The 15,176-nt window shown below is 71.8% G+C and carries 15 protein-coding genes; 2 read left to right on the top strand and 13 right to left on the bottom strand.

Annotated elements, in window-relative coordinates; translation table 11 throughout:
• Window positions 1-133: 133 nt before the first annotated feature.
• The 4 genes from ABZS69_RS20210 to ABZS69_RS20195 form a co-directional block, all read right to left on the bottom strand.
• Window positions 134-2,680, bottom strand: coding sequence for a CHAT domain-containing protein (locus ABZS69_RS20210; RefSeq protein ID WP_355374333.1), 2,547 nt, complete (start codon window positions 2,678-2,680; stop codon window positions 134-136).
• A 107-nt stretch (window positions 2,681-2,787) separates the two neighbouring features.
• A complete protein-coding gene (locus tag ABZS69_RS20205; protein WP_355374331.1) occupies window positions 2,788-3,234 on the bottom strand; it encodes a hypothetical protein in 447 nt (148 codons plus the stop codon).
• Window positions 3,231-3,755 (bottom strand): sigma-70 family RNA polymerase sigma factor, encoded by a 525-nt coding sequence (locus tag ABZS69_RS20200; RefSeq protein ID WP_355374328.1) that lies wholly within the window; start codon window positions 3,753-3,755, stop codon window positions 3,231-3,233. Before ABZS69_RS20200 ends, ABZS69_RS20205 begins: the two co-directional genes overlap by 4 nt.
• Before the next feature lie 73 nt (window positions 3,756-3,828).
• Window positions 3,829-4,842, bottom strand: a complete 1,014-nt coding sequence (locus tag ABZS69_RS20195; protein ID WP_355374326.1) for a S8/S53 family peptidase — start codon at window positions 4,840-4,842, stop codon at window positions 3,829-3,831.
• Between the two features lie 175 nt (window positions 4,843-5,017).
• Here ABZS69_RS20195 and ABZS69_RS20190 point away from each other — a divergent pair, with 175 nt between their 5' ends.
• The gene (locus tag ABZS69_RS20190) at window positions 5,018-5,512 is read left to right on the top strand and encodes a DUF3145 domain-containing protein (RefSeq protein ID WP_355374324.1); all 495 of its coding nucleotides are present in this window, start codon (window positions 5,018-5,020) and stop codon (window positions 5,510-5,512) included.
• 215 nt (window positions 5,513-5,727) lie between these two features.
• Here ABZS69_RS20190 and ABZS69_RS20185 read toward each other — a convergent pair whose 3' ends face one another.
• The 9 genes from ABZS69_RS20185 to ABZS69_RS20145 all read right to left on the bottom strand — a co-directional run bounded on the left by ABZS69_RS20185 (window position 5,728) and on the right by ABZS69_RS20145 (window position 13,940).
• The gene (locus ABZS69_RS20185) at window positions 5,728-7,152 is read right to left on the bottom strand and encodes a carboxyl transferase domain-containing protein (RefSeq protein WP_355374321.1); all 1,425 of its coding nucleotides are present in this window, start codon (window positions 7,150-7,152) and stop codon (window positions 5,728-5,730) included.
• Complete coding sequence (gene fabF / locus ABZS69_RS20180) at window positions 7,153-8,385, bottom strand: beta-ketoacyl-ACP synthase II (RefSeq protein WP_355374319.1); 1,233 nt, start codon at window positions 8,383-8,385, stop codon at window positions 7,153-7,155. It lies immediately after the preceding gene.
• Between the two features lie 36 nt (window positions 8,386-8,421).
• Window positions 8,422-8,658, bottom strand: coding sequence for an acyl carrier protein (locus ABZS69_RS20175; RefSeq protein ID WP_355374316.1), 237 nt, complete (start codon window positions 8,656-8,658; stop codon window positions 8,422-8,424).
• A 78-nt stretch (window positions 8,659-8,736) separates the two neighbouring features.
• Window positions 8,737-9,693 (bottom strand): beta-ketoacyl-ACP synthase III, encoded by a 957-nt coding sequence (locus ABZS69_RS20170; RefSeq protein WP_355374313.1) that lies wholly within the window; start codon window positions 9,691-9,693, stop codon window positions 8,737-8,739.
• Window positions 9,690-10,586 (bottom strand): ACP S-malonyltransferase, encoded by an 897-nt coding sequence (locus tag ABZS69_RS20165; RefSeq protein WP_355374310.1) that lies wholly within the window; start codon window positions 10,584-10,586, stop codon window positions 9,690-9,692. The genes ABZS69_RS20170 and ABZS69_RS20165 overlap by 4 nt, the downstream gene beginning before the upstream one ends.
• Before the next feature lie 103 nt (window positions 10,587-10,689).
• Window positions 10,690-11,814 (bottom strand): helix-turn-helix domain-containing protein, encoded by a 1,125-nt coding sequence (locus ABZS69_RS20160; protein ID WP_355374927.1) that lies wholly within the window; start codon window positions 11,812-11,814, stop codon window positions 10,690-10,692.
• Between the two features lie 116 nt (window positions 11,815-11,930).
• Entirely contained in the window at window positions 11,931-12,362 is a 432-nt protein-coding gene (locus ABZS69_RS20155; protein ID WP_355374307.1) for a DUF350 domain-containing protein, read from the bottom strand.
• A gap of 30 nt (window positions 12,363-12,392) precedes the next feature.
• Window positions 12,393-13,535: a glutathionylspermidine synthase family protein gene (locus ABZS69_RS20150; RefSeq protein ID WP_355374304.1), complete on the bottom strand. Its 1,143-nt coding sequence runs from the start codon at window positions 13,533-13,535 to the stop codon at window positions 12,393-12,395.
• Window positions 13,536-13,538: 3 nt separating this feature from the next.
• The gene (locus tag ABZS69_RS20145) at window positions 13,539-13,940 is read right to left on the bottom strand and encodes a hypothetical protein (protein WP_355374301.1); all 402 of its coding nucleotides are present in this window, start codon (window positions 13,938-13,940) and stop codon (window positions 13,539-13,541) included.
• A gap of 91 nt (window positions 13,941-14,031) precedes the next feature.
• Here ABZS69_RS20145 and ABZS69_RS20140 point away from each other — a divergent pair, with 91 nt between their 5' ends.
• Complete coding sequence (locus ABZS69_RS20140; RefSeq protein WP_355374298.1) at window positions 14,032-15,054, top strand: PHP domain-containing protein; 1,023 nt, start codon at window positions 14,032-14,034, stop codon at window positions 15,052-15,054.
• The last annotated feature ends 122 nt before the right edge of the window (window positions 15,055-15,176 follow it).

Below are 15,176 nucleotides of genomic sequence, written 5' to 3'. Positions count from 1 at the left end.
TGCCGCCTCGATGGGCCGGTGCTTCAGACTCCCGCGCCAGCACGGGCCGGGCCGATGCGACTCAGCCCCCGGTCGCCGGAGCGACGGTGCTGCGGTTGAGTCGTCGTGGCTGCGACCCCCGTACCACGAGCCCCTAATACAAGGGCTGGTCGCCGGAGCCGAAGCAGGCGAAGCCGGTTTCGCCGGTCTTGGCGGCGGCGGAGGCCAGGGCCGCGTCCGGGGGCTGGCCCGCCACCAGCAGTTCGTGGAACATGCTCATGAGCGCCCGAGCCCCCTCGTCCCGCACCGGCACCAGCCCCGCCACCACGCACGCGGACCCCTTGGACAGGAACGTTCCGGGCAAGCCCAGCGGCGCCCCCTCCACCGGCGTGCGCGACATGCCGGAGTTGCAGGCCGACAGCACCACCAGCCCCGGCGACCGGGGAACGTCCAGCAGGTCGTAGGCCATCAGGGAGCCGTCCTCCAGCGTGATCCCCGACACCAGCGGGCTGCGCGCGTGGAAGACCCCGTGCGCGGCCAGGTGCAGCACGTCGGCCGACACCAGCGCCTCCAGCACCGGCCCGGTGCGCCCCGGCACCTCGCGCCCGTGCGGATGGCAGGCGAGTACGTTCCGCACCTCGGCGTGCGCGTGCGCCAGGGCGGGTCCGGCCGCCGCCACCACCGCCGGCGGTCCGCTCCGGCGGGCGCGGGCGAGCTCCCGGGCCTGGACCCAGGCGGCCGCGCTGGCGGCCACGTTCACCGGGCGTTCGCGCAGGCACGGCAGCGCACCCCACGGCAGCGTGTGCAGGGCGCCCACGGGCACCACCACCAAGGGCCCGTCGCCCAGTTCGGCGAGGAGCGGGCGCAGCAGCAGCCGTTCGACCTCCAGGGCCGCGGCCTCGACGTGTCCCGAGTCGCAGCCAGGGAGAAGATCGTTCCCGGGGTGCGGCTGGGCGACCGAGCACTGGCGGCGCAGCGCGTAACGGAGGCGGACGATCGCCTCCTTGACCGGCCGCACGTCGCCGACCCGCCGCAGCGCCACCCGTTCCCTGGCGATGAGCACGGCCAGCAGCGCCTCCTCATCCGCCACGAACTCCACCAGCGCCCCGGACCCCAGCTCGCCCCGCACCCGCTCGGGGTCCACCAGCGAGCACGCGTGCGAGGGCGCGGCCACCGCCCGCCACCGCTCCGCGAACTCGAACACCTCTCCCGCGGATCCGCCCCGCACCGCCAGCCCCAGCCCGAACCCCGCCAGCCGCTCCCCGGCCCTGGCCGCGTGGGCGCGCACCGAGGGGTCGTCGAACGTCTCCACCCGCTCGCTCACCTCCGACAACCCGACCCGGACCGCCCGGAAGGCCCCCGTGGCGTCCTCCTGCAGCGACGCCTCCAGGGCGAGCGCGTGCTGCCGCACCGGCACCGGGATCTCCGCCTCCCGCGTGGGCTCCGACTCCGGCGGGGTGAGCCGGGTGCCGATCGGGGGCTGCGGCTCGTCCCGCTCGGCGTGTTCGGTGAGGAGGGCCAGTTGCGCCGAGGCCGTCGGGTGGTCGTCCACGGTCAGCGCCGCCTCGGCCGCCGCCAGCCGCAGCGCCGCCGCGCCCGCCAGGTGCGTCAGGCCGTCCTCCAGCTCGTCCGCGCACGCGACCAGCTCGGCGACCAGGGCGGGTGTGACGGGTTCGAGCGTCAGGCGGGCGCGCAGGACGACCTCCCTGGCCAGCGGCAGCCACGACGTCCGGTCCTGTTCGGCCAGCTCGCGGGCCGCCTGCTCGGCCACCTCCCGCGCCTGGTGCGGGTCGCCGGTCAGCAGCTCCACCTGGGCCAGCTTCAGCCGCGCCTCGGCCAGCGCCACGTGCGCCCCCGACGCTTCGAGATCGGGTACGGCCAGGCTCAGCATGGCCCTGGCCTCGCCCGGCAGGTGGGCGGCCAGCAGGGCGCCGGCGAAGTCCGCCCGCATCGTGGCCAGCCGTTCGGGGAAGCCGAACAGGGTGTCCTCGGCCTCGCGGTAGTGCTTGAACGCCCCCGCGATGTCGCCCCGACGTACTGCGAGGAAAGGCAGGTTGGCGGCGGACAGGCGGGACAGGTGCCGCAGCCCCGCCTGCCGGGAGATCTCCAGGCAGGCGGTCAGGTCGCGCATGGCGGCGTCCCAGTCGCCGCGGTAGGAGTGGATGAGGCCGCGGTTGAGCAGCCCGCCCGCCAGGAACCTGCGGTCGTCGATGGTGCCGGGGGCGGTCACGAGGGCCCGCAGCGCGCGGTCGCAGGAGGCGATGGCCTCCTGGTGGCGGCCGAGGCGGGCCAGGGCGACCGCGCGCTGCGTGTCGAGCTTGGCGCGGTCCAGCGGCGAGAGGTGGGCCCAGGCCAGGGCGGCCACGCGCAGGGCCTGGAGCGGGTGGCCACGCTCGGTGCGTACGGTGACGAGGGAGAGCCGGGCCTGGGCGACCCGCTCCGGCGGGGCGCCCGGGGTGGCGATGGCCTCGCGGAGGTGGTGCTCGGCGCCGCGCAGATCGCCCAGCTCGCGGGAGGCCAGCGCGATGGCCCTGAGCGCGACGGCCTCGGCCTCGGGGTTGCCGGCGCGGCGGGCGGACGAGAGCACGGTACGGCCGGCGTGCAGTGCGTGGTCGGGATCGACCAGGGAGCGCATGACAGCGGCCTCGGCCGCCACGACGAGCGGATCTCGGTCGTCGGGTCGATCTGGTGCTGCGCTCATATAGATGCCTTGGAACGGAAACTCGGTGCCTTGAAACGGCTTGGAACGGAAACGGCCGAGAGAGGCGACGCGGCTCTCTCGGCTGGCCGGTAGGGATCAGGGTCGCGTCAGGGCCGGATGCGCACCCATCGCGTCTGGACGGCTTTGTGGCCCGGGCGATGGCAGACCACGCTGAGCCAGCCCGGCGGCAGGCCGGTGGCGGCGAACTCGCCCGAGTTGGTGATCCGCCGGGTGAGCGTCAGATGGGGAGTGCGCACATCGATGAGCGCGCCCTCTCCCGGGTACGGGGAGACGTGTCCCGCCACGTCGATGAGCCCGTCGCCGATCGTCACCTCCAGGTCGAAGGTGAGGCCCTCCGTGACGAAGCGCACCAGATGGGAGCCCTCGTCATCGCGAACGCCGCGGGTCGCGCCGCGGTCGGCGGGGGCGGCGGTCACCGCCCCCGGAACCCGGAGTCCGTAGGCGTCACGCGCGGAGGAGGACACGTGGCCGGGGATCGGGTCGTTCCCGGAGGCCAGCCGGAGGGCCGCCAGGAAGTACTCGTCGTTGATCATTGCGCTGTCTCCTGTGTCATCAGAGTGCGCAGTTTCTCCAGGCATCGGGCCTTGGTCGGGCCGATGCTGCCCACGGGCAGGCCGAGCCGTGACGCCATTTGCTGGTTGCCGAGGTCGACGGCGACCAACTGGAGGAGTGAGCGACAGGGCTCATGCAGGTCGGAGACCGTCTTCCAGAGCAGGCGCCGGCCGTCGGCCTCCAGGACGGCGGACTCCGGGTCAGGGTCTTCGACGACCTCGAAGGAGGAGACCCCGGGACGATCCTTCCGCAGCAGCAGGAGGGCTTCGCGGCGCACGGTCGTCACCAGCCAGCCCCCCACTCCCGCCGGATCCCTGATGCTCTGGAGGTGCTGCAGCAGGCGCAGCCAGGAGCCCTGGACCGCGTCCGCCGCGTCGGAGGGGCTCAGGCCGCACGCGCGGGCCACGGCCCACATGCGCGGCCCGAACCTGGCCTCCAGCTCGTCCCACGCCGACCGGTCGCCTTCGGCCGCAGCTGCGAGCAGCTCCGCTGAATCGCGCATCGCGGCCTCCTTCCGTCCGGCACGAGCAGGCGATCATGCCTCCCCGTGATTGGCTGAGGACTGAGCGTAAACTCTACAGACTCGCTGGGATCAGAACTCCCAGATCGGGAATTTGCCGGGCTCCCTCCGACTCGAAGAGCCGTCTGGCCACCTCCTTGGCCGGCTCGCTCTTGGCCGCGTCCGCGACGGCCCCCGCCACCAGGGCGGTGGCGAACGACGTGCCGCTCCACGTCGCGTATCCCGCGAAGTCGTCTCCGTCCAGGAAACTGCTGGTCAGCCAGTCGCCGCGGGCGCAGGCGTCCACCCAGATGCCGTAGCCGGAGTAGGGCGCCCGCTGCTTCTCCGAGGCGTCCACGGCGGCCACGCCCACCACGGAGGGCAGCGCCGCGGGCCAGAACGGCCGGTCGGACCCCGTGTTGCCGGCGCAGGCCACGGTCACCGTGCCCGTCAGCGCGGCGATGGCGTCGCTCAGCAGCGGCGGCGGGCGGTCGTCGTAGGTGTGGCCGCCGAAGGAGAGGTTGAGCACGTGCGGGGGGCGCTCGCGCATGCGGTAGAGGGCGCGTACGACGGTCGCCTCGTCGCCGATGCCGTCGCCGTCGAGCACGCGGTGCACGTTCAGCTCCGCGCCCGGCGCCCGCCGGGCCAGCAGGCCCGCGATGAACGTGCCGTGGCCCGCCTGCGCGCCCTCCGTCGCGTCGGCGCTCTCGGGGGCGGTCCGGCCGTACCAGTCGCTGCCGGACCACCACGGGTGCTTGGCGACGCCGGTGTCGAGCAGCCCCACGACCACGCCCGAGCGGGACCGGCCGGGCTTGTGGGCGATGGGCGGAGTGGGGAAGGGTCTGGACGCGGGACCGCCGAAGAACAGGGGCTGGCCGCGGAACACGTGGTTCGGCGATGCTCTGAGGCCCCGCTCGCGAAGCTCGGCGGTGATCTCGCAGGGGTCGGCGCCGGGCGAAAGATGGATCACGCAGACGCCGTCCGCCTCCGAGACCGCCTGGGTCCACCGGGAGACGGCGGACAGCGCCGAGCGGTCGGTCAGTAGCTGACCAGGCCGGATGAGCGACGCGCCGACAGATTGAATTTCCATGACGCGGTATGTTTCCCCGCTGGTCGCACTGTCACGTGCCACTCCCGCACCAACTTGGTATGGCCCCCCTCTGGTGTCAGATAGCGACCGACGGTAGTCTCTCCCTAGTCACTTGTGATCATCCCGGGGCGAGGCCGTTGGGGAAGGCGCACCTCGTACCGAAACGGGAGGTCCGGTGTCTGCTCGTGGCGTCCTTTACGTCCACTCGGCTCAGCCCGCGCTGTGCCCTCATATCGAATGGGCAGTCGCGGGTGTCCTTGGTGTGCCCGTTGATCTGACGTGGACACCGCAACCCGCCGCGCCCAACGTCGTCCGGGCACAGGCGGAGTGGGAAGGTCGCGCCGGTATCGCCGCGGCCATCGCCTCCTCTCTCATGGGCTGGCAGCGCCTCAGGTTCGAGATCACCGAGGACGCGTCGCCGGGAGTGGACGGCTCCCGCCATGCCTACACGCCGACGCTCGGTGCCTTCACCTCGGTCATCGGCGTGGCGGGCGACATCATGATCCCCGAAGACCGGCTCAGGGCGGCGATGATGATGGCCGCGCAGGGGCGGTGCGTGCTGGAGGACGAGCTGGACAAGATGCTCGGGCGGCCGTGGGACGAGGAGCTGGAGCCGTTCCGGTACGCGGGCGACGGTGCGCCTGTCCGCTGGCTCCACGCCGCCGTCTGACCCCTGCCCACGCCACGGGCGAACGCTTCGCCCGAGAGGCCCCCCACCCGCGCCGGTGCGGGGCCTCTCGGAAAGCCCCCTCCCGCGCTACCTCATGCCGGTGCACCCCTCCCGGGCCAGCGCCACCCCCCGGACCCGCGCCGAGAACGCGACCCGCGCCGGGAACGCCGGCGGCCCCGCACCGATGGTCGGTGCGGGGCCGCTCGTCGAAAGAGCTACAGCGGGATGTTGCCGTGGGCGCCACGGGCGGGCGTGGCCTGGGCGAGGATCTTGGCGATGGCGCCGCGGGTCTCCCCGGGCTTGATCACCTCGTCGATGACCCCCAGCTCCCGAGCCCGATCGAGCCCACCGGCCAGCTTCTCGTGCTCGGCGGCCAGCCGCTGCTCCAGCTCGGCCCGCTCCTCCTCCGGCGCGGCGGCCAGCTCGCGCCGCTTGAGGATGCGTACGGCCGCCACCGGCCCCATGACCGCCACCTCGGTGGTCGGCCAGGCGAACACCTTGGTGGCCCCCAGCGCCCGGGAGTTCATCGCGATGTACGCGCCCCCGTACGCCTTCCGCGTCACCAGCGTGATCCGCGGCACCGAGGCCTCGGCGAAGGCGTGCAGCAGCTTGGCCCCCCGCCGCACGACCCCGTCGTGCTCCTGGCCGACCCCGGGCAGGTAGCCGGGAACGTCCACGAGGACAACCAATGGCACTCCGAAAGCGTCACACATACGTACGAAGCGGGCAGCTTTCTCGGCGGACGTGGCGTCGAGGCAGCCGCCGAGCCGCATCGGGTTGTTGGCGATCACACCGACCGTCCGGCCACCGAGGCGGCCGAGAGATGTGACGATGTTCGGCGCCCACTTGGGGTGCAGCTCGATGCCAGGCTCGTCGAGCAGGCCGTTGACCAGCGGCTTGACGTCGTAGGCGCGCCTGGCCGAGTCGGGCAGCAGCGTGGAGAAGTCCACTTCCTCGATTTCTCCCGCGCGCACCCGGCCCTGGTGGCCGAGGAGCGTGGCGAGCTGGCGCGCCTTCACGTACGCGTCGGTCTCGGTCTTGGTGACGACGTGCACGACGCCGCTGCGCTTGCTGTGCGGCTCCGGGCCGCCCAGGGCCGCGGCGTCGACGCTCTCGCCGGTGACGCTGCGGACCACGTCGGGGCCCGTGACGAAGATGCGGCCGGAGTCGGCCAGGATGACGAGGTCGGTCAGCGCGGGGCCGTACGCGGCCCCGCCGGCGGCGGCGCCGACGACCACGGAGAGCTGCGGCACCACGCCGGACGCCTTGGTCATGGCGGCGAAGACCCGCCCGACGGCGTGCAGCGACTCGACGCCTTCGGCGAGTCGCGCACCGCCGGAGTGCCAGATCCCGATGACCGGCACCCGTTCACGGACGGCCACATCGTAGGCGTGCACGATGTGCTCGCAGCCCTCGCTGCCCATCGCGCCGCCCTGGAAGCGGGCGTCACTGCAGAAGGCGACGACGGGAACACCCTCGACGCGGCCCATGGCGGCCAGCACGCCGCTCTTGTCTTCGGAGGTGATCAGCCGCAGCGAGCCCTCGTCGAGCAGCGCGGTCAGACGGACGACTGGATCGCGGGGATCGGCAGGCTCCTGTTCGGTGCCGTCGGTCGCCACCCCGTTGTCCAGCACGGTCATTTATGCCCCCTTAAACACGACGGCCACGTTGTGACCGCCGAATCCGAACGAGTTGTTGACCGCGGCGACGTCGCCTTCGGGCAGCGGGCGGTTCTTCCCGTAGACCAGGTCGACCTCGATGCCGTCGTCGAGGTCGTCGAGGTTGATGGTCGCGGGGACGATCCGCTCCTGCAGTGCCTTGATCGTGAAGACGGACTCGATGCCGCCGGCCCCGCCGAGCAGGTGACCGGTCATCGACTTGGTCGAGGTCACGAGCGGGTGGGTGCCGATGGCCTTGGCCACGGCCTGCACCTCGCCGACGTCGCCGGCGGGGGTGGAGGTGGCATGTGCGTTGACGTGCTTGATGTCGAGGCCGGTCAGGCCCGCGTCGTTGAGCGCCTGGGTCATCGCCATGATGATGCCCCGGCCCTCGGGCTCAGGCTGTGTGATGTGGTGGGCGTCGGCGGAGTAGCCGACCCCGGCGCAGTAGGCGTAGATGCGCGCGCCGCGCGCCTTCGCGTGCTCCTCGGACTCCAGCACCACGATGCCTGCGCCCTCACCGAGCACGAACCCGTCGCGGCCGCGGTCCCACGGCCTGGACGCGCCCTGCGGGTCGTCGTTGCGGGTGGACATGGCCCGCGCGGCGGCGAAGGCCGCCATGTTGAGCCCGTGGATGGCGGCCTCGGTGCCGCCGGCCACGACCACGTCGGCGCGGCCCACCCTGATCATGTCCATCGCGTAGCCGATCGCCTCGGCGCCGGACGCGCACGCCGACACGGTGGCGTGCACCCCCGCCTGCGCGCCCAGGTCGAGGCCGATCCAGGCGGCCGGGCCGTTGGGCATGAGCATCGGCACGGTGAACGGCGACAGCCGGTTCCAGCCGCGCTCACGCCAGGTGTCGTACGCGCTCAGCGTGGTGCTGATGCCGCCGATGCCACTGGAGACCACGACGCCCAGCCGCTCCGGCGCGACCTCGGGGGCGCCGGCGTCCTGCCAGGCCTCCCGGGAGGCGACCATCGCGAACTGCTCGCTGCGGTCGAGCCGGCGGGACTCCGGCCGGGGCAGGACCTCGGTGGGGTCCACCGCGGCCGTCCCCGCGAACTTCACGGGGACGGTGTCGATCCAGTCCGTGGTGAGGGCCTCGACACCCGACTGACCGGCGAGGAGCGCCGTCCAGGTCGAGGTGACGTCTCCACCGACGGGCGTCGTCGCGCCAAGCCCGGTGACGACGACACGTACCCGGTTCGCACTCACGTTTCGCGCTCCTTGCTAGTCAGTTTGGATTTTCGGTCAGCCCTGGATGAAGTTGAGGACGTCCTTGACCGTCTTCAGGTTCTTGAGCTGGTCGTCGGGGATCTCGACGCCGAACTCGTCCTGGGCGGCCACGGCGATCTCGACCATCGACAGGGAGTCGATGTCGAGGTCGTCCACGAAGTTCTTCTCGGGGGTCACCTCGGAGGCCGGGATGCCGGTGATCTCGTTGATGATCTTGCCGAGGCCGTCAAGAATGTCCTGCTCGGTGGCCATTGCTCTGGTTCTCCTTTTGATTTCTGGGTTCTGTACGGGCGATACCGTACAAGCTCTGGATGAGGTGCTGGGGGGAGGCTAAGGGATCTCGACCACTTGGCCCGCGTACGTCAGCCCCGCGCCGAAGCCGAGCAGCAGCGCGAGACCGCCGGAGCGGACCTCGCCGCGCTCCAGCATGCGCGACAGCGCCAGCGGGATCGAGGCGGCGGAGGTGTTGCCGGCGGTGACGATGTCGCGGGCGATCACGGCCTTCTCGGCGCCCAGCTTGCGGGCGATGGCCTCGATGATGCGCAGGTTTGCCTGGTGGGGCACGAACGCCGTCAGCTCCGCCGGGTCCACGCCCGCCCGCTCGCAGGCCTCGAGGGCCACCGGGTGGAGCGCGGTGGTCGCCCAGCGGAACACCGTCTGGCCCTCCTGGCGGAGGAAGTCCTGGCGGTCCTTGATGGCGATGGCCTCGGACTTGTCGCCGGAGCTGCCCCACACCACGGGGCCGATGCCGGGGGTCTCGGAGGGACCCACCACCGCGGCGCCCGCGCCGTCGGCGAAGATCACGGCGGTGGACCTGTCGGTCCAGTCGATCCACTGCGACAGCTTCTCCGCGCCGATGACCAGCACGTGGCGGGCCGCACCCCCGCGCACAGCGGCGCTCGCGGTGGCGAGGGCGTAGCAGAATCCGGCGCAGGCGGCGTTCACGTCGAACGCGCCCGGAGACCGGATGCCAAGGCGGTGGGCCACGACGGCGGAGGCGTTGGGGATCTGGGTCTCGAGCGTGCAGGTGGCGACGATGACCAGGTCGACCTCTTCGGGCGACAGGCCGCTCGCGGCCAGCGCCTTGCCGCCGGCGATGGTGGCCATGTCTTCGAGGGACTCGCTGTCGGGAGCGACGCGGCGCTCCTTGATGCCGACCCTGGACTGGATCCACTCGTCGTTGGTGTCCATGGTCTTGGTCAGGTCGTCGTTGGTGACGACCTGCGCCGGCTGGTAGTGGCCGAGGGCCAGGATCCTGGCGCCAGGGGCGACGTCGGGAATCTTCACTTGATCAGCTCCCTGGCCGCGTCGAGGTCGTCGGGGGTTTTCAGCGCCACGGTCCGCACTCCGGGCAGGGCGCGCTTGGCGAGGCCGGCGAGCGTGCCGCCGGGCAGCAGCTCGATCATCTTCGTGACGCCGAGCCCGGCCATGGTCTCCATGCAGGCGCCCCACCTGACGGGGCTGCTGATCTGCTTGACCAGCCGGTCCACGAACTCGGCGCCGGTGGCGACCGCCTGGCCGTCGGCGTTGGACAGGAGGGTGACGGCGGGGTCGGCGGGGACCACGTGGCTCGCGGCCTCGCGCAGGCTCTCCACGGCGGGGGCCATGTGCTGGGTGTGGAAGGCGCCCGCCACCTTCAGCGCGATGAGGCGGGCGCGGGCGGGCGGGTTGTCCTTCAGCGCGGCCAGCTGCTCCAGCGTGCCGCCCGCCACGATCTGGCCGGCGCCGTTGATGTTGGCGGGGGCCAGGCCGTGTCTCTCGATGGCGGCGAGCACGTCGTCCTCGACGCCGCCGAGCACGGCGCTCATGCCGGTCTCGGTGATCGCGGCGGCCTTGGCCATGGCCTGGGCGCGCTCGCGGATCAGGGTCAGGGCCTGCTCGGGGGTGAGCACCCCGGCCAGCGCGGCCGCGGCGAACTCGCCCACGCTGTGGCCCGCGAGCACGTCCGGCGTCGCGCCGAGCACCTTGGCGGAGGCCAGCGCGGCGGCCACGAGAAGGGGCTGGGCGACGGCGGTGTCACGGATCTCGTCGGCGTCGGCGGTCGTCCCGTAGGCGATCAGATCGAGCCCGACGACCTCCGACCAGGCGCCGAGTCGGTCTGCCACACCGGGGAGCTCGAGCCAGGGAGAAAGGAAGCCTGGCGTTTGGGCACCTTGGCCCGGAGCGACGAGTACAAGCACAAAACCCACCTTGCCCTGTAGAACTCCGACACGCGGATAATGATCCGCACGAACTTCGTCCGGGGGGTTTTGTAGGAAGCCTACAGTGGGGATTTCGGCGACATTACGTTAGGGCGCGCCACATTTCGGCGCTCTCCGCCAACCGGCCGAGGATCAGGCCGACCTGGAGCGTGAAGGCGGACCTGCCCTCCGTGGGCTGGTAGCCGGTCAGCTCCGTGATCTTCTTCAGGCGGTAGCGGACGGTGTTGGGGTGGACGAACAGCAGCCGCGCCGTCGCCTCCAGCGACGTGCCCTGCTCCAGGTACGTGGCGAGGGTGTCGAGCAGGGGCGTGCCGGCGAGCGGCAGGTAGACGTTCTCGATGAGCTGCTGCCTGGCGTCGTCGTCGCCGTCGAGCGCCCGCTCGGCCAGCAGGTCTTCGGCGTGCACCGGCCGGGGCGCGTCGGGCCAGCCGGACGACGCCTTCAGCCCGGCCAGCGCCGCCCTGGCGGACCTGGCCGCGGCGTGCAGGTCGGGGACCTCGGGGCCGATGACGATGGGGCCCATCCCGAAGCGGTGCACGACCTGCTTGGCCGCGTCGTTGACGCTCTCGGCGCCGCCCACGATGACGATCAGCCGGTCGGCCTGCACGCCGGCCAGCAGGTCCATGCCGATGCGGCGGCCCTTCTCGCGCAGCCCGTCGATGACCGCGCGGGGGTCGTCGGCGGGGGCGTGACCGGCGATGACGACCACGGGGGAGGAGGTCCAGCCGAGCGCGGCCGCCCAGGAGTGCAGGCCGTCGTCGACCTCGCCGCGGACGAGGGCGTCCACGATCAGGGCCTCCAGCCGGGCGTCCCACGAGCCCCTGGCCTCGGCCTCGCGGGCGTAGACGTGGGCGGCGGCGAAGGCGACGTCGCGGGTGTAGCGGAGCATGGCCTGCTGGAGCTGGTCCTCGCCGCCGGGCGCGGCCAGCTCGTGGGCCTGCGCCTCGACCACCTCGACCACGATCCTGACGATGTCGACGGTCTGCTGCAGCGAGATGGACCGCTTGAGCTCGCGCGGGGCCGTGCCGAAGAACTCGATGCTGGGGGTGGGGGGATCCTCGCCGGCGATCGAGAACCACTCGACGAACGCGGCGATGCCGGCCTGGGCCACAAGCCCCACCCACGACCGGTCCTCGGCGCTGAGCGCGCGGAACCACGGCAGCTGGTCCTCCATGCGCGCCATCGCCGCCGTGCCGAGCGAGCCCATGGCCCGCTCGAGCCTGCGTGTGGTGTCCTCCCGGGTCCGGTCTGTCACGCCTTCTAGAGTGCCAGCTCCGTTCGGATGACCGCGACGGTCGTGCTCCTGGGGCCGGGCGACCGGCGTCAGATGACCGCGACGGCCGTGATGAGGCCGATCGCGACGTGCGTGACCGCGAGCAGGCGCGCGCCCGGCTGCAGCTCGGGCTCCTTCACGAGGTCGCGTACGGAGATGCCGACGATCCGGTCGAACAGCAGCATCGCCACGGTCTGCACCACGATGCCCACCAGGCCGAACACCGCCGTGCCGGCCAGCCCCTCGGCCAGCCGGCCGCCGGAGGACCAGATGGAGGCGGCCACGATCAGGCCGACGGCGGCCAGGGCGGAGGTGGCGAGCAGGGTGGCGTTCGGGTTGCGCTGGGTGCGGATGATCTCGCTCAGCTTGCCGGGGGTGGCCCAGTCGATCACGTAGAAGCCGACGATCATGAGGATCACGCCGACGGCGGCGTACGAGGCGATGGCGCCCGAGCCGCGGGCGAGGGTCTCGAGAAGAGTCACGTTGATTCCTATCGGGGGTGCGGTGGGGAGTCAGGCGATGCGGTGGGGGACGAACGAGGAGGTGTCATCGGTGATCAGGCCGGTCGTCTCCCTGATACCCAGCCCGGCGGCCGTGTCGGCGATCACCCAGGCGCCGAGCACCGGCCGCTGGCCCTCGAACTCGGGCAGCGCCTCGAAGCCCTGGAAGACGTACCCCTCCTGGCCGTAGACGCCCGGCGTCTCCTGGGTGCCCTCGGGGGTGACGATGCGCATGGAGGCGCCCTCCCTGCCCAGCAGCGGCTTGGCGATGTAGGAGGTCAGGTCGCGGGGGCCGTCGAGGTAGGCGGGCAGCAGGTTGGGGTGGCCGGGGTTGAGCTCCCACAGGATCGCAAGCAGCGCCTTGTTGGACAGCAGCGTCTTCCACAGCGGCTCGATCCAGGTGGAGTGCCGTACGGCGTGCCGCCCGAAGTCGTCGGCCAGCATCCACTCCCACGGGTAGAGCTTGAACGCCGAGCGGATCACGCGCTCCTCTACGTCCACGAAGCGGCGGTTGAGCGAGTCCCAGCCGATATCCTCCATGGCGACCGCGACGGTCTGCAGCCCCGCCTGCTCGGCGGTCTCCTGCAGGTACGCCACGGTCATGGCCTCCTCGCCCGTCTCGTCCATGTTCGTGAACGCGAAGTGGGTGGGCCCGGGCGGCAGCCGCAGCTCGCGCCAGCGCTCGATGAGCCGCTCGTGCACGGAGTTCCACTGGTCGGCGCCCGGGTGGACGTCCTGCAGCCAGAACCACTGCACGACCGACGACTCCACGAGCGAGGTCGGCGTGTCCGCGTTGTACTCCAGCAGCCTGGCCGGGCCGGTGCCGTCGTAGCGCAGGTCGAAGCGGGCGTACAGGTGGGGGTCGCGGCGCTCCCATGAGCGCGCCACGTCGTCCCACGCCCACTCGGGGATCGCGAAGTCGGCGAAGCGCCGGGCCGAGACCACGTGCTCGACGGCGCGCAGGCACATCTCGTGGAGCTCCTCGACCTGCTCCTCCAGCGCCTCGACCTCGTCCATGGAGAACACGTAATGGATGGACTCGTCCCAGTACGGCCTGCTCAGCCCCGACGGGTGCGCCAGCCGGTGGTAGGCCAGGCCCTGGCCCTCGATCGTCTTCTCCCAGCCGTCCCTGGGAGTGCCATGCTCACGGCGCACCTGTCAGCTCCCGCCGCCCCAGTGGTTGCCGAAGCCGCCCCGCTGGATCTCTTTCCCGTTGCGGGTGTTGATGTTGACGTCGGACGGCCGGTAGGTGGTGCCGCCGTGCACCTTGTTACCGGACCTGGTGCCCCCGTAGTACCACATGTACGCCCCGCGCGAGCCTCCGTAGACGTGGTACGAACCGTTGTCGTCATCGTCGCAGTAGTCCTCGTCGACGACCTCGTACGTGCCGTCCTCCAACTGGACGACGCAGTCCGCGGTGACGTCGTCGTCGTCCTGGGTGGCCGCGCAGTATCCGACCAGCATGACGGACAGGACGCCGAGAATGGTCAACGGGATGGCTTTCGACGCCTTGCGGGCGGGCGGCGGTGGTGTGGGGTGGGTTTGCGGCGGTTGTGCCATCAAGATCCTGCTTTCATGGGCCGCTCAGCCTATCGGCGGCCCTCGTCCCCGTTCAATCCTTGTAGTCGTGGCCCCGGGTATGTTCGCTGACATGGAACCGGTTGAGGCCCTGCGCGAGATCGCCTTCCTGCTGGAGCGCGCCGGAGAGCCCACGTACCGCGTACGTGCCTTCCGCCGAGCCGCCCAGGTCGTCGCCGACCTGCCCCCGGACGAGCTCGTGCGGCTGGCCCGCACCGGTGGACTCGGCGACCTGCCCGGCATCGGGAAGGTCACCGCCCTTGTGGTCAACGAAAGCCTCGATGGGCAGGTTCCTACGTATTTGCGGCGGATGCGGGCCACCGACGGCGTCCAGCTCGACGAGGAGACGGAGGCGCTGCGCAGCGCGCTGAAGGGCGACCTGCACAGCCACTCGGACTGGTCGGACGGCGGCTCGCCGATCGAGGAGATGGCCGGGACGGCCCGCGGGCTCGGCCACGACTACCTGGCGCTGACCGACCACTCGCCCCGCCTGACCGTGGCCAAGGGGCTCTCGGCCGAGCGCCTGGAACGCCAGCTCGACGTGGTGGCCGGGCTGAACGAGCGGCTTGCCCCGTTCAGGATCCTGACCGGCATCGAGGTGGACATCAACCTGGACGGCTCCCTCGACCAGTCACCCGAGCTCCTGGAGCGGCTGGACGTGGTGGTGGCCAGCGTGCACTCCAAGCTGCGCATGGGCGGCGACGACATGACCCGCCGCATGGTCACCGCCATCGCCAACCCCCTGGTGGACGTGCTCGGCCACTGCACGGGGCGGGTGGTGCAGGCCGGCGGCAAGAGGGGCGCCAAGCGGCCGGAGTCGGAGTTCGACGCCGAGCTGGTCTTCGAGGCCTGCCGGCAGTTCGGGGTCGCGGTGGAGATCAACTCCCGGCCGGACCGGCTGGATCCGCCCAAGCGGCTGATGCGGCTGGCTTACGAGATGGGGTGCGTGTTCGCGATCGACTCGGACGCCCACGCGCCCGGGCAGCTCGACTGGCAGCGCAACGGCTGCGAGCGGGCCGCGCGCAGCGGCATCGAGGCCGACCGCGTCGTCAACACCTGGCCGCTGGACCGCTTGCTCGACTGGACCTCCGCCTGATCGGGTGACGCGCGATACTCCTCTACAGGCGGTTCCAGGAAGATCGTCACACGGCAGAAACGGAATCGTTCGCTTTCGAAAGCAAATGTCAGCGGTACGATGGCGCGGGAAAACGCGCAAGC

The organism is Nonomuraea sp. NPDC005650, assembly GCF_040605375.1.
Lineage (GTDB): Bacteria > Actinomycetota > Actinomycetes > Streptosporangiales > Streptosporangiaceae > Nonomuraea.
The sequence above is the reverse complement of the archived record's forward strand: the minus strand, read 5'-3'. Positions and strand labels throughout refer to the sequence as shown.